This is a genomic window from Halomonas sp. GFAJ-1, assembly GCA_002966495.1.
Taxonomy (GTDB): domain Bacteria; phylum Pseudomonadota; class Gammaproteobacteria; order Pseudomonadales; family Halomonadaceae; genus Vreelandella.
Window position 1 is genome coordinate 1,089,758 of the sequence record CP016490.1, and the last position, 17,294, is coordinate 1,107,051.

Consider the following 17,294-nt stretch of genomic DNA (forward strand, 5'->3'; position numbering starts at 1 on the left):
CAGGACGCGCAAAAGTCACGGTATGTGCCAAGATTGTGACCATAAAAGCCACATAGTGGCGTTAATTGGTGTGACGGCGAAGAAATAGTTTCCGTTGTCTTTTTGTTTAAGTTTTTGTTTTTAATGATATTTATTTTGCTTATTGCAATAAAGGGAAAGTAAAAGCACGCTACTAAAACCGGCCTCCGAAGCCGAAGGTCGCAGGTTCAATTCCTGCCGGGCGCGCCAAATATATCAAGGGCTTACGTTAACGCGTAGGCCCTTTTGTTTTGTCTGTGTCAAATCTGTGTCATCCATGTGCCACGCCTGCCAATATTGTCTTCAAACCCTGCTACTTAGCCGTTGACCTTTAGCCTTTATCTGACACGGATGTGTCACACACTTATGAGCATTCTGCTCGCCGGTGTGTCGCGCGTGAGTACGACTATCGATATTCTCTACGTCCACTTAGCACAAGATGCTTAAGTCGGCTGAGTATCGTAAGCTAGTACTCATAAGCTCACCCGCCAGATAAGCAGGATGCTGCCATGGATAAGAAGGCCCTCAGCGAACGCGATATTTGCACCAAGTTCATTACGCCAGCCTTGGTGCAGGCGGGGTGGGATATCCAAACACAAATCCGCGAGGAGGTGACCTTTACCGCTGGGCGGATTATCGTGCGCGGGCGGCTGCATACCCGGGGTAAAAAGCGTCGGGCAGATTACCTGCTGAGCTTCCAGAAAAACCAGCCGATTGCGGTGATAGAAGCCAAGGATAACAAGCACAGCCTGGGCGATGGCATGCAGCAGGCACTGGCTTACAGCGATGCGCTGGATGTGCCTTTTGTGTTTTCAAGCAATGGCGACGGCTTCCTGTTCCACGACCGCACCGGGCTGGGTGGGCAAACCGAAACCACTCTAACCCTGGCTGAGTTTCCTTCGCCTGATGAGCTATGGGAGCGCTACTGCCAGTACAAAGGCATTCAGCCCGCTGCCCGCCCGGTGGTTGAGCAGCCCTATTACGATGACGGCAGTGGCCGCACCCCGCGTTATTACCAGAGGGTGGCAATTAACCGCACGGTGGAAGCCGTGGCGCGGGGGCAGAATCGTATTCTACTGGTGATGGCCACCGGTACCGGCAAGACGTTTACCGCTTTTCAGATCATTTGGCGGCTGTGGAAGTCGCGCCAGAAGAAGCGAATCCTGTTCCTGGCGGACCGCAATATCCTGGTCGACCAAACCAAGAACAACGACTTCAAACCCTTTGGTCAGGCGATGACCAAGGTCACTAACCGCACGGTGGATGCCTCCTACGAAATCTACCTCTCGCTCTATCAAGCGGTGACCGGCAGCGAAGAAGAGCAGAACATCTACAAGCAGTTCTCGCCGGACTTCTTCGACCTGATTGTAATTGACGAGTGCCACCGGGGCAGCGCAGCGGAAGACTCCGCCTGGCGCAAGATTCTCGATTACTTCAGCGCGGCAACACATATTGGCCTGACCGCCACGCCCAAAGAAACCAAAGAAGTCTCCAACATCGACTACTTCGGCGCGCCGCTTTACACCTACTCCCTTAAGCAGGGCATTGAGGATGGCTTTCTGGCCCCCTACAAAGTAGTGCGGGTGGATATCGACAAAGACCTGCAAGGCTGGCGGCCCAGCAAAGGCCAGCGGGATAAACTCGGCCAGGAGATTGAAGACCGCATCTACAACCAGAAGGATTTTGATAAACAGCTGGTGCTGGAAAAGCGCACCACCCTGGTAGCCGCCAAAATTACCGAGCTGCTGGAAAGCACCGACCCTTTCCAGAAAACCATCGTCTTCTGTGAGGATATCGATCACGCCGAGCGCATGCGCCAAGCGCTGGTCAACGCCAACCCCAAGCGGGTAGCCGAGAACCGCAAATACATCATGCGCATTACCGGCGACGAGCAGGAAGGTAAGGCCGAACTGGATAACTTCATCAATCCGGAAGAGCGCTACCCGGTGATTGCTACCACCAGCAAGCTGATGACCACCGGCGTGGATGCCCAGACCTGCAAGCTGATTGTGCTCGATCAGCGCATCCAGTCGATGACCGAGTTCAAGCAGATTATTGGCCGGGGCACCCGCATCAACGACGACTACCACAAGCACTGGTTTACCATTCTGGATTTCAAGAAAGCCACCGAGCTGTTTGCCGACCCCGATTTCGATGGCGAGCCGGTGCAGGTCTACCAGCCCTATGCCGATGATGCCCCCATCGTGCCGGAGGATGAACAAGACGGCGCATTAGATGAAGAACAGGCAGACTCACAAGATACAGCAGACACCGCCGCAGAAGGCGTCGAGACCGACTGGGCCGAGTACGAGGTAGACGACAACGCCACCTGGGAATCCGACGATACGGGAGATATGGGCACCCCCGAAGGGCCGGAGCCCCGGCGCAAATATGTGGTGGATGACGTTGAGGTCAGTATTGTTGCCGAACGTGTTCAATACCTGGGGGCGGATGGCAAGTTGATCACCGAAAGCCTGCGTGACTACACCCGAAAACAGGTGAAAGCCCAGTTCGCCTCGCTGGATGCGTTTCTGAGCCGCTGGCAGGATGCCGAGCGCAAGCAGGCGATCCTCGATGAACTGGCCGAGGAAGGCATCTTCTGGGATGCCCTGGTCGCCGAGCTGGGCCAGCAATGGGGGGAAGAGCCCGACCCCTTCGATGTGATCTGCCATATCGCCTTCGACCGCCCGCCGCTAACTCGCCGCGAACGCGCCGAACAGGTAAGAAAGCGCGATATCTTCAACCGCTACGAAGGCCAGGCCCGGCAGGTGCTTGAATCCCTGGTGGATAAATACGCCGATGCCGGTATAACCCCCATCGAAGATAACAGCGTGCTCACCATGGCGCCTTTCAACCAAATCGGCTCTGTACTGGAACTCTTCGATGCGTTCGGCGGCAAGCCTAAGTACGAAAAGGCGTTGCATGAACTAGAAGAGGCCCTTTACCAAACGCCCGCCTGATACCATTGCCTTTTTCCTGGCGGCCTGCCCTTGTGCAGGCCGTGATTAATACGCCAACGGAATACACCTCACCATGTCAATCAGCACCACCATCAAATCGATTCAGGACATCATGCGTAAAGACGTGGGCGTTGACGGCGACGCCCAGCGAATAGGCCAGCTGGTCTGGCTGCTTTTCCTGAAGATCTTCGATGACCGTGAAAAAGAGTGGGAAGCCCTTAACGACTACTACCGCTCGCCTATCCCCGAGCCGCTGCGCTGGAGGAACTGGGCCGCCGACCCGGAAGGCATGACCGGTGACGAACTCAAGGATTTTATCGATAACACCCTCTTCCCCGGCCTGCAGCAGCTACAGCCCCAGGGCGACGATATTCGCGGTGTGGTGATTCGCAATGTATTCGAGGATGCCTATAACTACATGAAGTCTGGCCAGCTGATGCGCCAGGTGATCAACCGCCTGCAGAGCGGCGTCGACTTCAACAAGTCCGCCGAGCGCCACGAGCTGGGCGAACTCTACGAACAGATCCTCAAAGACCTGCAAAGCGCGGGCAACGCCGGTGAGTTCTACACCCCGCGGGCGGTGACCGAATTTATGGTTAACCGCGTTGACCCGAAGCTTGAAGAAAGCGTGATGGACCCGGCCTGCGGCACCGGTGGGTTTTTAACTTGCACCATTGAGCACAAGCGCCGCCATTACGTGAAAACGCCGCAGGATGAACAGACCCTGCAGAACAGCATTCACGGGGTTGAGAAAAAGCCGCTGCCGCACCTGCTGGCCACTACCAACATGATTCTGCATGGCATTGAAGTGCCCAACCAGATCCGCCACGACAACACCCTTGCCCGCCCGCTGCGCGATTGGGGGCCGAAAGAGCGGGTGGATGTGATTGTGGCCAACCCGCCGTTTGGTGGCATGGAAGAAGATGGCATTGAAACCAACTTCCCCAGCGCTTTCCGCACCCGGGAAACCGCTGACCTGTTCATGACGCTGTTTATCCAGCTGCTGAAAAACACCGGCCGCGCCGCTGTGGTGCTTCCGGATGGCTTTCTGTTTGGCGAGGGCATGAAAACCCGCCTGAAAGAAAAGCTGCTGGAGGAGTGCAACCTGCACACCATCGTGCGCCTGCCCAACGGCGTGTTTAACCCCTACACCGGCATCAAGACCAACCTGCTGTTCTTCACCAAGGGCCAGCCGACCGAACATATCTGGTATTACGAACACCCCTACCCGGAAGGCTATAAGAACTACAGCAAAACCCGTCCGATGAAGTTTGCCGAGTTCCAGACAGAAATCGACTGGTGGGGCGATGAAGACGATGGCTTTGCCAGCCGTGAGGAGACCCATCAGGCCTGGAAGGTCTCGATCGATGAGATCAAGGCGCGTAACTACAACCTGGATATCAAGAACCCCTGGCAGGGGGAAACCATCACCCACGACCCGGAGGAACTGATGGCCCAGTATCAACAGCAGCAGGCGGAAATTCAGCAGCTACGCGACCAGCTGAAAACCATCCTGAGTGATGCGCTCACCCGTGATGCAGGGGAGCCGGTATGAGCGCGCATAAACTGATCACCGAGCATCTGGATCTATGGACGCAAGCCGTCACTCAGAAATCCACGGCAGGCCGGGGGAGCAACGGCAAGGTTGAGCTGACTGGTATCAAGAAGCTACGGGAGCTGATTCTGGAACTGGCGGTGCGCGGGAAGCTGGTGGAGCAAGATCCTAATGATGAGCCCGCAACACGACTACTTAGCAAAACCATAGCCTTACGGGAACAACTTGTCAGAGAAGGTAAAATTCGGAGGCAAAAGAAAACCATTTCAGCTGAAGGCATAGAAAAACCATTTGAAATTCCAGCTAGCTGGAGCTGGGCTACTCTCCCAGACGTTGCCAGCTACAATCCCGGAAAAACTCCCTCCACCAAAGACCCTAAATTCTGGGCCGTGGTTGATTCAGGAATACCGTGGGTAAGTATTGCTGACTTGAATCATAACGGTACTATTTGGAGCACCGCAAAAGCGGTCACACAAACAGCAGCCGATGAAGTCTTCAGGTTACAACCTATTGCGCCCGGCACCATTTTGATGAGTTTTAAGCTTACTGTCGGGAAGGTATCTATCACCGAAGTACCGGCTTATCACAACGAAGCTATCATCTCGATTTTCCCCTTTAACGGAGTGAGCCGGGACTACCTTTTCAAAGTCATGCCAATGCTTGCTCTCGGCGGTAACACCAAACGCGCAATTATGGGCAACACGCTCAACGCAACATCTTTGGCTCAGATATTGGTTCCGCTTCCCCCAGAGGAAGAACAACACCGCATCGTCCAGAAAGTCGATGAACTGATGGCCCTCTGTGACCGGCTGGAACAGCAAACCAGCGACCAGCTCGACGCCCACGAAACCCTCGTAGATACACTACTTGGCACTCTGACCCAATCCAACAACGCCACCGAACTGGCCGACAATTGGGCGCGCCTGGCCGAGCACTTCGATACGCTGTTTACCACCGATCAAAGCATCGACAAGCTCAAGCAAACCATTCTGCAACTGGCAGTGATGGGGCAGCTGGTGGAGCAGGATGCGGGGGATGAACCAGTGATAAATCTGCTCAAGCAGCATTACATTACTAGCAAGTCTTGTTCTTTGAATGGGTGGGCTGAGGTTTCGTTGGGTAATCTAGGAACAGTTGTAGGTGGATCTACGCCTACAAAGTCCAAAAGTGAATTTTGGAATGGAAGCATTCCTTGGGTATCACCAAAAGACATGAAGTTCCATCTAATAATAGATTCCCAGATAAGAGTTACCGAGCATGCACTGAGCCAATCAAACTTAAAGCTAGTGCCTGAAAATAGCCTAATTATGGTTGTTCGGGGAATGATTTTGGCTCACTCCTTCCCAGTTGCGATCACTGGATGTGAAATAACAATTAACCAAGATATGAAGGCACTAACACCGCCTGATAAAATCAGCAAATACCTACTTTTATACCTACAGGCATCAAAACATAAGGTAGTAGGTCTTGTTGACCGATCATCTCATGGCACATGCAAGCTAATTTCAGAAAAGCTTTGGTCACTACCTATATTCTTGCCACCACTCGAAGAACAACGCCGAATAGTCCAGAAAGTCGATGAGCTGATGGCCCTCTGCGACCAACTCAAGGAACGCCTAAACCAGGCCAGTAGCACACGCTGCCAGCTGGCGGGAGCGGTGGTGGAAGGGGCACTGGAAGGATGACCGACTACACCAAGCCCTGGCTCAGCCACTTGGAGCAACTGCAGCAGCTAAAAGATCGTGGCCTAACGGTGACAGACGACCAGCGCGCGCTGGCGCATCTCCAACGGATTGGCTATTACCGGTTGAGTGGGTATTGGTTTGCTTTTCGTCAGCGCTCAGGCGTATGCACCCCTTTAAATAAAAATGGTAAGCGGCTGCTCAAAAAAGGCAAAACGGACTACCTAGCGTTAGACACGTTTAAGCACGGCACCACCTTTCAGCAAGCCTTCGACCTTTACGTATTCGATAAGCGGTTACGCCTACTGGCACTGGATGGCCTTGAGCGTATCGAAGTGGCGCTGCGGGTAGACATCGCCCATACGCTGGGGCGGCTAGATCCGTATGCTTATTTGAACCCTGAACTATTGCATGATGCGTTCGCCTATACGATTGACCAGAAAACAGGCGTCACGCCTTTGCATAAATGGCAGGAAAATCATGCGCGCTTAATTAACCGTTCTCGGGAAACGTTTATTGAGCACCATAAAAAGAAGTACGGGTTACCGTTGCCGATATGGATAGCCAGTGAAGTGTGGGACTTCGGTACGCTTTCCCATCTGTTCGGTGGAATGCGTGAACAGGAGCAGGATGCTATTGCAGCGCGCTATGGTATTAGCAATGGGCGCGTATTCGCTTCCTGGCTTCGCAGCTTGAACTATTTACGCAATGTGTGTGCCCATCATAGCCGGTTATGGAACCGCAATATGGCTGACCAGCCGCGCAAGCCTAGCCATGGTGAAGCTAACTTGTTTTTCCAAGGATGGCAGGATGCCCTGAACCGCCCCGGTTATTCCGGAGACCGGTTTGTTTGAGTCAGGCAGCTTCACCCGACTCCTCCAGTTGACGATAATACGTCCTTTCTCGTTCTGCTGGTGGAACGTTTCCGATGGGTTCCAGTAGTCGGCGATTGTTGAACCAGTCAACCCACTCCAGCGTGGCATACTCAACGGCACCCAGCCCTCTCCATGGGCCACGATGATGGATCACCTCCGTTTTGAACAAGCCGATTATGGTCTCGGCCAGCGCATTGTCGTAGGAGTCGCCGGTGGTGCCGACTGAGGCATTGATACCCTCGTCAGCCATACGCTCGGTGTAGCGGATCGAGAGATATTGGCTTCCCCTATCACTATGGTGGATCAACCCTTGTCTGTGTTTTCGTGCCCACAGAGCTTGCTCCAGAGCGTCCAGCACCAGTGCCGTTTTCATCGACGTCGCTACACGCCAACCCACGATACAGCGTGCATAAACATCGATAACGAAAGCAACGTAAACGAAGCCAGACCAGGTAGCGACATACGTAAAATCGGCCACCCAAAGCTGATTAGGACGCATGGCCGTAAAGTCGCGTTTCACTAAATCAGGTGCTCGTTTCTGGCCGGGATCACTGATCGTCGTGAAAGGGCGTTGGCCTCGCACTACGCCGCGAATTCCCAGGCGTCGCATGAGTCGTTCTACGGTGCAGCGAGCAATATTAACGCCCTCACGGCGGAGTTGCCGCCAGACCTTACGAGCACCGTAGACGCAGAAATTTTCTTCCCACACTCGCTGAATCTCAGCGGTAAGAAGCGCATCCTGCCGATATCGATCTGCCCGCCGCTCAGGATCGGTCTCAAGTGCCTTGTGGTGGTAATACGTCGATGGGGCGATTGGCAGCTGGCTACAAATCGACTCGACCCCGAACTGAGCACGATGCTCGTCGATAAATGACACCATCAGTTGGGTTTGCGGTCGAGCTCCGCCTGGGCGAAAAAAGCAGCCGCCTTACGGAGAATTTCATTGGCGCGCTTCAATTCGACGTTTTCACGCTCTAGCTGCTTGAGTCGTTCATTTTCAGGCAGGTTAACCGAGCTATCTTCCTGCATGAGTTCTGAGCGTTTGCACCAGGCTCTTAAGGTCTCTGGTGTACAGCCAAACTTGCTGGCAATGGAGCAGATCGCCGCCCACTTGGACGGGTATTCGCCTTGCTGTTCAAGGACTAATCGAACAGCTCGCTCCCGGACTTCTGGGGAATATCGTTTTGGTGAGTTCATAACTCCATCCTCTCAAGATATGGAGTCTCCGGTAAAGCCGGGGCGGTTCAGCCCACGTTCAAGCGCGCCCTTTCCTGCTGTTCTGTATTGTGCAGTTTCTATTAATGACGATTAACCCAACATCTACTTGGTGGTCTCGTCTAACAGATTTGCTGGACAGTTTTCCAGATCTGAATGAGGCAGGCCTAAATCTACAAGGCATGGGAGTAATAGAAGGTTGGCTGCAGTGGGAATGGCCAGAACAGCAATAAAAAACCCCTAAGCAATGTTACTGCGTAGCAGTCTCACCGATAGGGGCCGTGTTGGAACTGACTATAGCCCCCTTATGGGTTGCTATCAATGGGTTTTATATATCCATGTAGAATAAAAGAAACGTGATAGTCATCGAACAAGGCACCTGAAAACTGGCTGGGGTATCAATCCAGTAACACCCTCTTCGCTAACGACGCTTTGTACGCGGCGTTCCTGTTTAAAGTCATCCAAGGTGCTGAAGAAACAGTGACCTGCGCCATGTCATATCACAACCTAAGCCACAGGGAGTGACTCGTCGCTCCCCCAATCTGCCCAAGAGCCGTCGTACAGCGATAGCTGATGGTAGCCCGCCAGTTCGGCGGCCAGCAGAATAATGCAGGCGGTGATGCCCGAGCCGCAGGAAAACACCAGTTGGGGTTCACTGTTGGAGTGAAGGGGAGGCGCAAGCGTGACAAAGAGTGCCTTCAGTTCGCTAACCGGTTTAAAACGGTGCCCCTCTAGCACCTCGGTAAACGGCAGGTTGTGGGAGTTGGGGATATGACCACTGCGCACCCCAGGGCGTGGTTCAGGCACCTGTGCCAGAAAACGTGAACGTGATCGGGCATCAACAACGGTGACTTGGCTGTCGTCTAGGTGTTGCAGCACGTAGGCTGAGTTTCGCACCCAGCGATGGTCAAGGTTGGCGACGAATTGGCTGGGCGTGGCGGTCGTTTCCGCGATGGTAGAAACAACGTCCCGCTTTTCGGCTAGCCACTGTGGCAGCCCTCCATCCAAAACAAAAACGTGCTGCACGCCCATGGCGCGGAAAATCCACCAAGCCCTGGGTGCCGAATAGATGCCTTGGTTATCGTAGAGTACGACGAGGCTTTCAGCCGTAATGCCTAGCCGTTGAGCTTCCTTAGTGACTTGTTCCTCTGTTGGAAAGGCGTGGGTCTGAGAAGATTCTGTGTCACAAAGCACACCTTCAAGATCGATCTGGCGACTACCCGGTATCCATATTGGGCGATCATAAACGATAGGCTCTTTACCAATCACCGTTGCCATGCTCGCATCGATCAGCACTAACCGTTCGTTGTTTAGGTTGTCTTGCAGCCATTGGGTCGTCACAAGGGGGGATGGCATGGTGTTCTCCGGTTATAGGCTTGCAGTTTGTGTGATTCTAGCGATAAGCAGCTGTGTGCTACAGGGCCTCCACTTCAAACGCCACAATTTGCCGCTGAGCGCTGGAGAATTCCACGCCAATTAAGTGAATCGGCTTGCCGCTGGCATGGTGTTTGTCGGCATAGCCTTTGGCGTTGACCTGCTTTACTGCTTTGCCAACGTGACGCCTGCAATACGGATAGCGTTGTCATTTGTTGTTGCCCGATACATTTCCAGCATCCATGATGTATGAAACTGAGGTTTCAGGACACATAATGCCCCCGACAGCCAAAGAACGTTCTTTTCTGACCCGTGTGCGTAGCGCTCTCCCCACTCTCCATCCTGCCGAACGTCGGCTGGGTGAGTTTGTTTGTGACTTCCCGGGCGAATTAGCCAGCTACGATGCCCAGGAGCTCGCTAAGTTTGCCAACGTCTCTAAAGCGACTGTGTCACGTTTTGTGCGGCGGCTGGGCTACGAAAGCTATGAGGCCGCTCGAAAACATGTACGAGAAGAGCAAAGCACCGGCTCTAGGTTGTTTCTTCCTTCATCTGACAGCCGTATTGAAGAGCAATCGCTCACCAGCAATTTGGAGCTGGGTAAAGCCAATCTAGACCGAACATTCGCCACGATCACCCAGGCAGAAATCGACAGCGTAGCTCAAACGATCCTCAGCGCTCGTAAAACGTGGGTCATCGGCTTTCGCGCCAGCCACCCTTTTGCAGATTACCTGCGTTGGCAATTAACCCAAGTGATCGAACACGTCGTCAGCTTGCCCGGTGGAGGCGAAACATTGGGCGAGCAATTGGTCAATTTCACCCCAGATGATTGTGTGATTCTATTTGGCCTGCGCCGCCGCGTGGCGCTGACTGAACAACTGCTTGCGCATGCCAAAGAGTGCGGCACTAAGCTGCTTTATATTACCGATGAAGGAGTGGACGCAGAACCTAATGCCACTTGGCACTTCCGTTGTCACACCCTGGCCACTGGGCCATTATTTAATCACACCGCCGTAATGGCGCTGTGCCACTTGCTTGTTATGCGCACGATTGAATTAGCAGGCGAAGCCTCTCGGTCTCGACTGCGCCGCATCGAAACGCTAAATGATCGTTTTGAAGAGCTTTAACGTTACGGAAAAGGTGTTCACAAGCACCTAGATAGCGCATAGCACTCCCTTCTTGCACTCTCTGTGTGCACTTTCGTAACACCTCCACGCACTTTTTTATGCGCAGTACATCAGGTAGTTAATTGATTTTAATGTGAAACTACAGTTTCTTAATTATAGTGGCATGAAATATGGATCTACTTTTGAAGCGTGGCACAACATACAGTCAGTCGTCCAAATTCATGAGTGCCACACCGCTGAGAAACCATAAGACCGCCCAATAGGAAACTCATCATGTTAAAGCGCACCGCACTCATTACCGCCATTTCAACCGCCTTATTACTACCCGTCGCCCATGCAGACACACTTTCTCTGAGAGTGCTAGGACAGCCTGCAGGCTCTGGGTTGATCGCGCAAAATAAAGAGCAACCTTTCTTTGAAGCCCTTGCCGAACATAGCGGCATGGATGTGTCTGTTCAGTATATTCCGGTTGATGTTGCCGGCATCCCCGATACGGATGGCCTGCGCGTACTGAACTCAGGTTTGTTCGACATTGTTTCGCTGCGCGGACCACAGGTGAGCCGAGATGAGCCTTCCATTTTAGGCCTGGATTTGGTCGGCCTTAATACTAGCTTTGAAGCCGGGCGTAATAACGTCGATGCGTTTTACGATTATGTTGACTCCCGCCTACAAGAACGCTTTAACGCCAAACTGTTAGGTGTATGGCCAGCAGGCCCTCAGGTCATTTTCTGCAATAAAGACATCACCGGTCTAGACGATCTGCGGGGGTTACGAGTTCGTGTGGGCGACCAAAGCGCAGCTAATTTTATTGGTGAGCTTGGCGCGACCGGCATCTCTATGCCTTTCGGTGATGTTCAGCAAGCGCTTTCCCGTGGCGTTGTGGACTGTGCGATTACGGGTCCCGCTTCCGCTAACTCCGGTGGCTGGCCTGAAGCAACAAGCACGGTGCTGCCGATTGCACTACAGCTCGCCATCAATGGCTATGCCATCAATATGAACACCTGGAATCGCTTATCTGCTGAGCAGCAGACCCAGCTTGAAGAGGCAATCGCCAAGCTCAGTGACGATGTTTGGCAATACTCTGAAGCGTTGTATGAAGACGCTATGCGCTGCAACGCGGGCGAATCCCCCTGTGAGTTTGGAACCTCATACTCACTTAGCGAAGTGCCTGTATCAGACGCTGATCTAGCGACCGTCACGGCGGCTGTTGAAGAGGTCTCGCTACCTCTCTGGGCTCGCCAGTGCAACGCCGTTGCTGCTGATTGTGAAGCCGCTTGGCGTGACACCGTTGGCGCTCAGTTAGGCTTATAAAGCAATAGGAGAGGAATATGACCACTTACTCTCGAATTCTTGGGATCATTTTTGGCAGCATGATGTTATTGCTGGCGTTACTGATTACCCTCGAAACACTCATCCGTAAGTTCTTCTCTTTGTCACTAGGGGGTGTCGATGAACTCGGTGGCTACGCCATTGCCATTGCGGCACCGCTAGCTTTCTGTGTTGCGATGGTTGAGCAATCGCATATTCGTATTAACTTGTTGCACATGCGCCTCCCCACTGCCACTCAGGCGGTTCTCAATGCACTGGCAGCCCTTTCACTAGGGCTGTTAGCAGCATTTTTACTCTATTTCACCGTGCAGACCGTGCTGGATACCCAGCTGTACCGCTCCATTGCGCAAACGCCTTGGGCGACGCCACTGATCTATCCTCAGTCCGTTTGGCTAATCGCCATGACAGCCTTTAGCGTGGCGGCGGCATTGCTCTCAGTGAAAGCGCTATTACTGCTCTTAAAACGTGACTGGAAAACGCTAAACCGCCAATTCGGCCCAAGCTCAGCAACCGATGAGTTAGAGGCAGAACTGGCCGACCTTGAACAGCGTGAAGGAGGAAAGCTATGAGCATCCCCTTGATTGTAGGCGCATTTTTAGCCATGCTCGCGCTGATGCTGCTAAGCTTGCCAGTTGCTGTTTCCATTCTGTTTGTGGGGGTGCTGGGCGGCTATCTGATGTATGGCATGCCCCTTGTGGACATGATGGGCGGCGTCGTTTGGAGCAGTTTAAATAGCCCCTCCATGCTTGCGATACCCCTGTTTATGCTGCTTGGAGAGTTGTTGCTGCGAGGTGGTATCGCGGACCGCATGTATGCCGCACTGGCCGTTTGGTTTAACAAACTTCCTGGCGGCTTACTGCATACCAACATTGCCACTTGCACACTTTTCTCGGCGACCTCTGGTTCATCCGTGGCGACCGCTGCCACCGTGGGCACCATTGCACTCCCTGCGTTAAATCAGTACCGCTACCCAATACGGCCTTCACTCGGCTCTTTGGCCGCTGGCGGTACGCTCGGCATTCTGATCCCCCCTAGCATTAACCTGCTGGTATATGGGCAATTGGCCAATACCTCTGTTAGTCAGCTGTTTGCAGCAGGCCTGGTTCCAGGCATTACCTTGGCACTTCTATTCTCCATATACCTGTTTATTGCCCACGGCAAGGCAGGCAACTCATCACTGGTAGAAGTTGACGTTTCGCTACAAGAGAAACTCTCACTTTCCAAGCACCTTATTCCGCCGGTGGTCATTTTTGGCGTGGTGATGGGAAGTATCTATGGCGGCCTAGCGACCCCTACAGAGTCAGCCGCCATTGGTGTGGTCATTGCGTTAGGGTTTATCATTGGCGGGGGCAAAATGAGTATCGATCTTCTCATTCACTGCTCTCTCCAAGCAGCTAAAACGTCGGGCATGGTGATCATCGTGCTGATGTGTGCGCTGCTGCTTAATGTCACCATCTCGATGTTGGGCGTTACCCAAGCGCTGACTCAATGGGTTGCATCTTTTGGGCTTAGCGCTGTCGGCCTGTTGCTCGTACTGCTGGTGTTCTACGTGATACTTGGCACCTTTATGGATGCCATGTCGATGCTGGTGCTCACCGTACCCATTACCGTACCGATGGTGATGGCTGTGGGCATTGACCCCATCTGGTTTGGCATTTTTATCGTCTTAATGTGCGAGATTGCCCTTATCACCCCTCCCGTCGGCATGAATCTGTTTGTGGTTCAGGGCGTGCGCAAAGATGGTGGCAGCTTTAATGATGTTATTTGGGGGTCGATGCCCTTTGTTGCCATTATGGCACTGTTTACGCTCGCTATTATGGTATGGCCAAACATTGTTATGTGGCTTCCTGACCTGCTGGCGGGGCGCTAATGACTCCTCACATGCACTCATCGGAAAAAATAGCGCGTATCTTAATTATTAACCCTAATACGAACGCTAATGTCACACACAGTATTCGACAGTTAATCTCCCGTATTACCCCCGCGGGCACCATCACGAAAGTGACCAGCCCAGCTCACGGCCCCTACGCGATTGAGAACGAACAGCATAAAGAGGAGGCGACTCAACACGTACTAACATTGATTGAACAACACAGTGCAGCGAGCTTTGATGGATACATCATGGCCTGCTTTGATGATATTGCTATCCCAGAAGCACGATCAATCACCCAAGCTCCGGTCATCAGTTTGGCAGAAGCGGGCATGCGTTCTGCAGCGGCCAGCGGGGGCCTGTTTACCGTGATCACGACGTTTGAAGAGGCCGTGCCCACCATTGAGAAGCTGAGCGCCGCCTATGGGTTAAATAAACGCTGCCGTGTTGTTGCCACAGGCATCGGTGTTTCTGACACTGCCGCGCAAACTAAGCAAGCCGAAGCCCAGCTACACGAAGCGATTCAAGAGGCAATCCGACGAGAGTCGACCGCTATTGTATTGGGCTCAGGGGCGTTTGCAGGGCGTGCAATGGCACTGCAAAAACGATACGGCATTAAAATCAGCGATGGTTTCACTGAAGCGCTAGATTACACGCTTCACAATCTACAACTCCAAAAGCGAGCCTAATGTTGGGTGCCCGCGCCACTAGCGGGCATACCCCACTTATGTTTTTGCATCATCAGAGCTTGCAGCCGGGGAGGGGCCTTATACGCGCGACCCCCGGGCGTTGTGCGCTCAAATGCAGCAGAGCACGCCAATAGAGTTTTATAGCATCATCCAAACAACTAGCCCTCCCGATATTACCCACACAAACAATACTGAACACACTATCGGGTGCTTAGCTATCCTTAGCAGAGAAGACCAGGGATAGGAGGCCCGAGAAGATGCCATGAAAGCCAAAAAAGTTACTGCCAATAGCACCAAGAAAAAAGACGAGAGCGAGTAGAACAGTATCGCAAAGCGCATCAGCATTCCTACCCAATATCGAGGCTGCGGGGAAGCTACTTCCTATCCGACAACACCCCCCCAATGTTCGCATCTGAACCATGGCGGCTGGTCAAGTGTTAAGGCCTCATATCATCTCGACAGGAACGGTGATTTTCAACCCAGTTGTCCAAATACCTCTGAAGAGTCTGATTATTACGCTCGACTTCCTGAACCAGCAAGGCCAAGCAATCGATTTGCTTACGCATCTCCACGGAGTCGTGGCACTCGTACACCTTCAAATGGGTGCTGGCTGAACCATATAGCCACTTAACCGCTTTTCCTATGTAAGCAGATCAGTAAAGGTTAACGCCGGTGAGGCATAGCAAAGATAGCCAATCCAAAAGGTACGAGTGAGATTGAGATCGCAAGTCGTGATTCGCTTGGTGAGGTGTTGAATCACTATGGTCACAATAGTGCGTGGCTATTCGTTTTATATAACAAAATGAGCTATCGTTATTCCTGCTATCAATTCAACTCTCAGGAAATCATCATGTCCAACGATACTATGCAGCCCGTTATGCCCCAGATTAACCGCCCCGCTCCCGATTTCACGGCGAAAACCACCCACGGCGAAAAGTCGCTGAGCGACTATCGTGGCAAGTGGTTGGTGCTTTTTGCCCACCCCTCCGACTTTACCCCGGTATGCACCACGGAATTTTCGGCATTTGCCAATTATGCTGATCAGTTTAAAGCGGTTAATACAGAACTCCTGGGCTTGTCCATAGACAGTATCCATTCACATATCGCATGGACCCGCAGCATCAAGGAGAACTTTGGTGTTGAGATTACGTTCCCCATCATTGCTGATTTAAGCATGAAGGTGGCCAACGCTTACGGCATGATTCAGCCGGGTGCGAGTGATACGGCCGCCGTTCGCGCCACCTTCGTGATTGACCCTGAAGGCGTGTTGCGCGCCATGTTGTACTACCCAATGACTAACGGTCGTTCGGTTGAGGAGGTGCTGCGCTTAGTCAAATCGCTGCAAACCAGTGATGAGCATGGTGTCGCAACACCGGAAGCTTGGCTGCCGGGTCAGCCGGTGATCGTACCGCCTCCCCATACCTCGCAAGACGCTGAGGCACGGCAATCAGAGGGGTATGAGTACACCGACTGGTACTTCTGCAAAAAGGTGATTTAACGCCTGCGAACAGCGACGGGATGGCTGGCTGCGGTCAGTCATCATGGCTTTTCAGCTCACTACCAGGAGAGTCCTATATGAAAACCTTTGCACATTCTGAACATACGGGGGCGGGTACGCCCGATGTAGCCGGTTTTTTTGATCCGCGCACCTTTAGTGTCCAGTACGTGGTGAGCGACCCTGCAACGAAGCAGTGCGCGATTATTGATCCTGTCTTGGATTTTGATGAGAAATCAGGCGCTACAGCGACTCATCATGCCGATGAGCTGCTTGCGTACATTGCCAAAGAAGGCTTGTCGGTGGCGTGGATTCTCGATACCCACCCCCATGCTGATCACTTCTCTGCTGCGCAGTATTTGAAAGAAAAAACCGGCGCGCCCACCGCGATTGGCGAGCATGTCACTAAGGTGCAGGCACTATGGAAAGAGATTTACCACTGGCCGGATATGCCCACCGATGGACGCCAGTGGGATAGGCTGTTTGCCGAAGGTGATACGTTCACCATTGGCGAGCTGAATGCCCGCGTTATGTACTCCCCAGGCCATACGCTTGCCTCTATCACCTATGTGATTGGCGATGCGGCGTTTGTCCACGACACGCTCTTTCAACCTGATTTCGGCACTGCACGGGCTGACTTCCCCGGTGGCGATGCTACCGTGCTGTGGAACTCTATTCAGCAAATTTTGGCGCTTCCAGAAACAACACGCGTGTTTACCGGGCACGACTACATGCCTGATGGCCGCGAGCCGCAGTGGGAAAGCACGGTGGCGGAACAGCGCGATTGCAACCCCCATTTAGCAAGTGTGAGCGAAGCGGACTACGTTGCCTTGCGCCGCAAGCGCGACAGCGAATTACCCATGCCGAAGTTGATTCTGCACGCACTGCAGGTCAATGCCCGTGGCGGGCGTTTGCCTGAGCCAGAGGCGAACGGTAAGCGTTATTTGAAAATTCCCTTGGATGCCTTAGAAGGCGCTGCTTGGGATTAGCGGTTCAACAAACTCTTTGCCGTACTCGCCAGCCCCACAGTGCCGTGATGGGTCGCGTGCCGGTCACCATCCTTTTTCATGCCCACTGAAGATAGCGTTGGTCAACACAAGGAGAAGTA

15 protein-coding genes are annotated in these 17,294 nt (G+C 53.1%); 12 read left to right on the forward strand and 3 right to left on the reverse strand.

Annotated elements, in window-relative coordinates; genetic code table 11:
- Nucleotides 1–527: 527 nt before the first annotated feature.
- The 4 genes from BB497_05035 (at nt 528) to BB497_05050 (ending at nt 7,069) form a co-directional block, all read left to right on the forward strand.
- Nucleotides 528–2,978 (forward strand): restriction endonuclease, encoded by a 2,451-nt coding sequence (locus BB497_05035; protein AVI62113.1) that lies wholly within the window; start codon nt 528–530, stop codon nt 2,976–2,978.
- A 73-nt stretch (nt 2,979–3,051) separates the two neighbouring features.
- Nucleotides 3,052–4,533 carry a DNA methyltransferase gene (locus BB497_05040; GenBank protein ID AVI62114.1) on the forward strand — a complete coding sequence of 494 codons (1,482 nt, stop codon included), beginning with the start codon at nt 3,052–3,054 and terminating at the stop codon, nt 4,531–4,533.
- Nucleotides 4,530–6,218 (forward strand): hypothetical protein, encoded by a 1,689-nt coding sequence (locus tag BB497_05045; protein AVI62115.1) that lies wholly within the window; start codon nt 4,530–4,532, stop codon nt 6,216–6,218. Before BB497_05040 ends, BB497_05045 begins: the two co-directional genes overlap by 4 nt.
- Nucleotides 6,215–7,069 carry an abortive phage resistance protein gene (locus tag BB497_05050; GenBank protein AVI62116.1) on the forward strand — a complete coding sequence of 285 codons (855 nt, stop codon included), beginning with the start codon at nt 6,215–6,217 and terminating at the stop codon, nt 7,067–7,069. The genes BB497_05045 and BB497_05050 overlap by 4 nt, the downstream gene beginning before the upstream one ends.
- A 1-nt stretch (nt 7,070) precedes the next feature.
- On the opposite strand, the gene BB497_05055 is transcribed toward BB497_05050, so the two are convergent.
- The 3 genes from BB497_05055 to BB497_05065 form a co-directional block, all read right to left on the reverse strand.
- Nucleotides 7,071–7,970 (reverse strand): transposase, encoded by a 900-nt coding sequence (locus BB497_05055; GenBank protein ID AVI62117.1) that lies wholly within the window; start codon nt 7,968–7,970, stop codon nt 7,071–7,073.
- Nucleotides 7,970–8,287 (reverse strand): transposase, encoded by a 318-nt coding sequence (locus tag BB497_05060; protein ID AVI62118.1) that lies wholly within the window; start codon nt 8,285–8,287, stop codon nt 7,970–7,972. Before BB497_05060 ends, BB497_05055 begins: the two co-directional genes overlap by 1 nt.
- Before the next feature lie 525 nt (nt 8,288–8,812).
- Nucleotides 8,813–9,661: a 3-mercaptopyruvate sulfurtransferase gene (locus tag BB497_05065; protein AVI62119.1), complete on the reverse strand. Its 849-nt coding sequence runs from the start codon at nt 9,659–9,661 to the stop codon at nt 8,813–8,815.
- A gap of 293 nt (nt 9,662–9,954) precedes the next feature.
- Here BB497_05065 and BB497_05070 point away from each other — a divergent pair, with 293 nt between their 5' ends.
- The 8 genes from BB497_05070 to BB497_05105 all read left to right on the forward strand — a co-directional run bounded on the left by BB497_05070 (nt 9,955) and on the right by BB497_05105 (nt 17,175).
- Nucleotides 9,955–10,803: a DNA-binding protein gene (locus BB497_05070; protein AVI62120.1), complete on the forward strand. Its 849-nt coding sequence runs from the start codon at nt 9,955–9,957 to the stop codon at nt 10,801–10,803.
- A 273-nt stretch (nt 10,804–11,076) separates the two neighbouring features.
- Nucleotides 11,077–12,114, forward strand: coding sequence for an ABC transporter substrate-binding protein (locus BB497_05075; protein ID AVI62121.1), 1,038 nt, complete (start codon nt 11,077–11,079; stop codon nt 12,112–12,114).
- Nucleotides 12,115–12,131: 17 nt separating this feature from the next.
- The gene (locus BB497_05080; GenBank protein AVI62122.1) at nt 12,132–12,701 is read left to right on the forward strand and encodes a C4-dicarboxylate ABC transporter substrate-binding protein; all 570 of its coding nucleotides are present in this window, start codon (nt 12,132–12,134) and stop codon (nt 12,699–12,701) included.
- Nucleotides 12,698–14,002, forward strand: a complete 1,305-nt coding sequence (locus BB497_05085) for a hypothetical protein (protein ID AVI62123.1) — start codon at nt 12,698–12,700, stop codon at nt 14,000–14,002. The genes BB497_05080 and BB497_05085 overlap by 4 nt, the downstream gene beginning before the upstream one ends.
- Nucleotides 14,002–14,691, forward strand: a complete 690-nt coding sequence (locus BB497_05090) for an Asp/Glu racemase (protein AVI62124.1) — start codon at nt 14,002–14,004, stop codon at nt 14,689–14,691. Before BB497_05085 ends, BB497_05090 begins: the two co-directional genes overlap by 1 nt.
- Before the next feature lie 434 nt (nt 14,692–15,125).
- Complete coding sequence (locus BB497_05095; protein AVI62125.1) at nt 15,126–15,305, forward strand: hypothetical protein; 180 nt, start codon at nt 15,126–15,128, stop codon at nt 15,303–15,305.
- A 236-nt stretch (nt 15,306–15,541) separates the two neighbouring features.
- Complete coding sequence (locus tag BB497_05100) at nt 15,542–16,189, forward strand: peroxiredoxin (protein ID AVI62126.1); 648 nt, start codon at nt 15,542–15,544, stop codon at nt 16,187–16,189.
- A 77-nt stretch (nt 16,190–16,266) separates the two neighbouring features.
- On the forward strand, nt 16,267–17,175 hold the full coding sequence (locus BB497_05105; protein ID AVI62127.1) for an MBL fold metallo-hydrolase: 909 nt from the start codon (nt 16,267–16,269) through the stop codon (nt 17,173–17,175).
- The last annotated feature ends 119 nt before the right edge of the window (nt 17,176–17,294 follow it).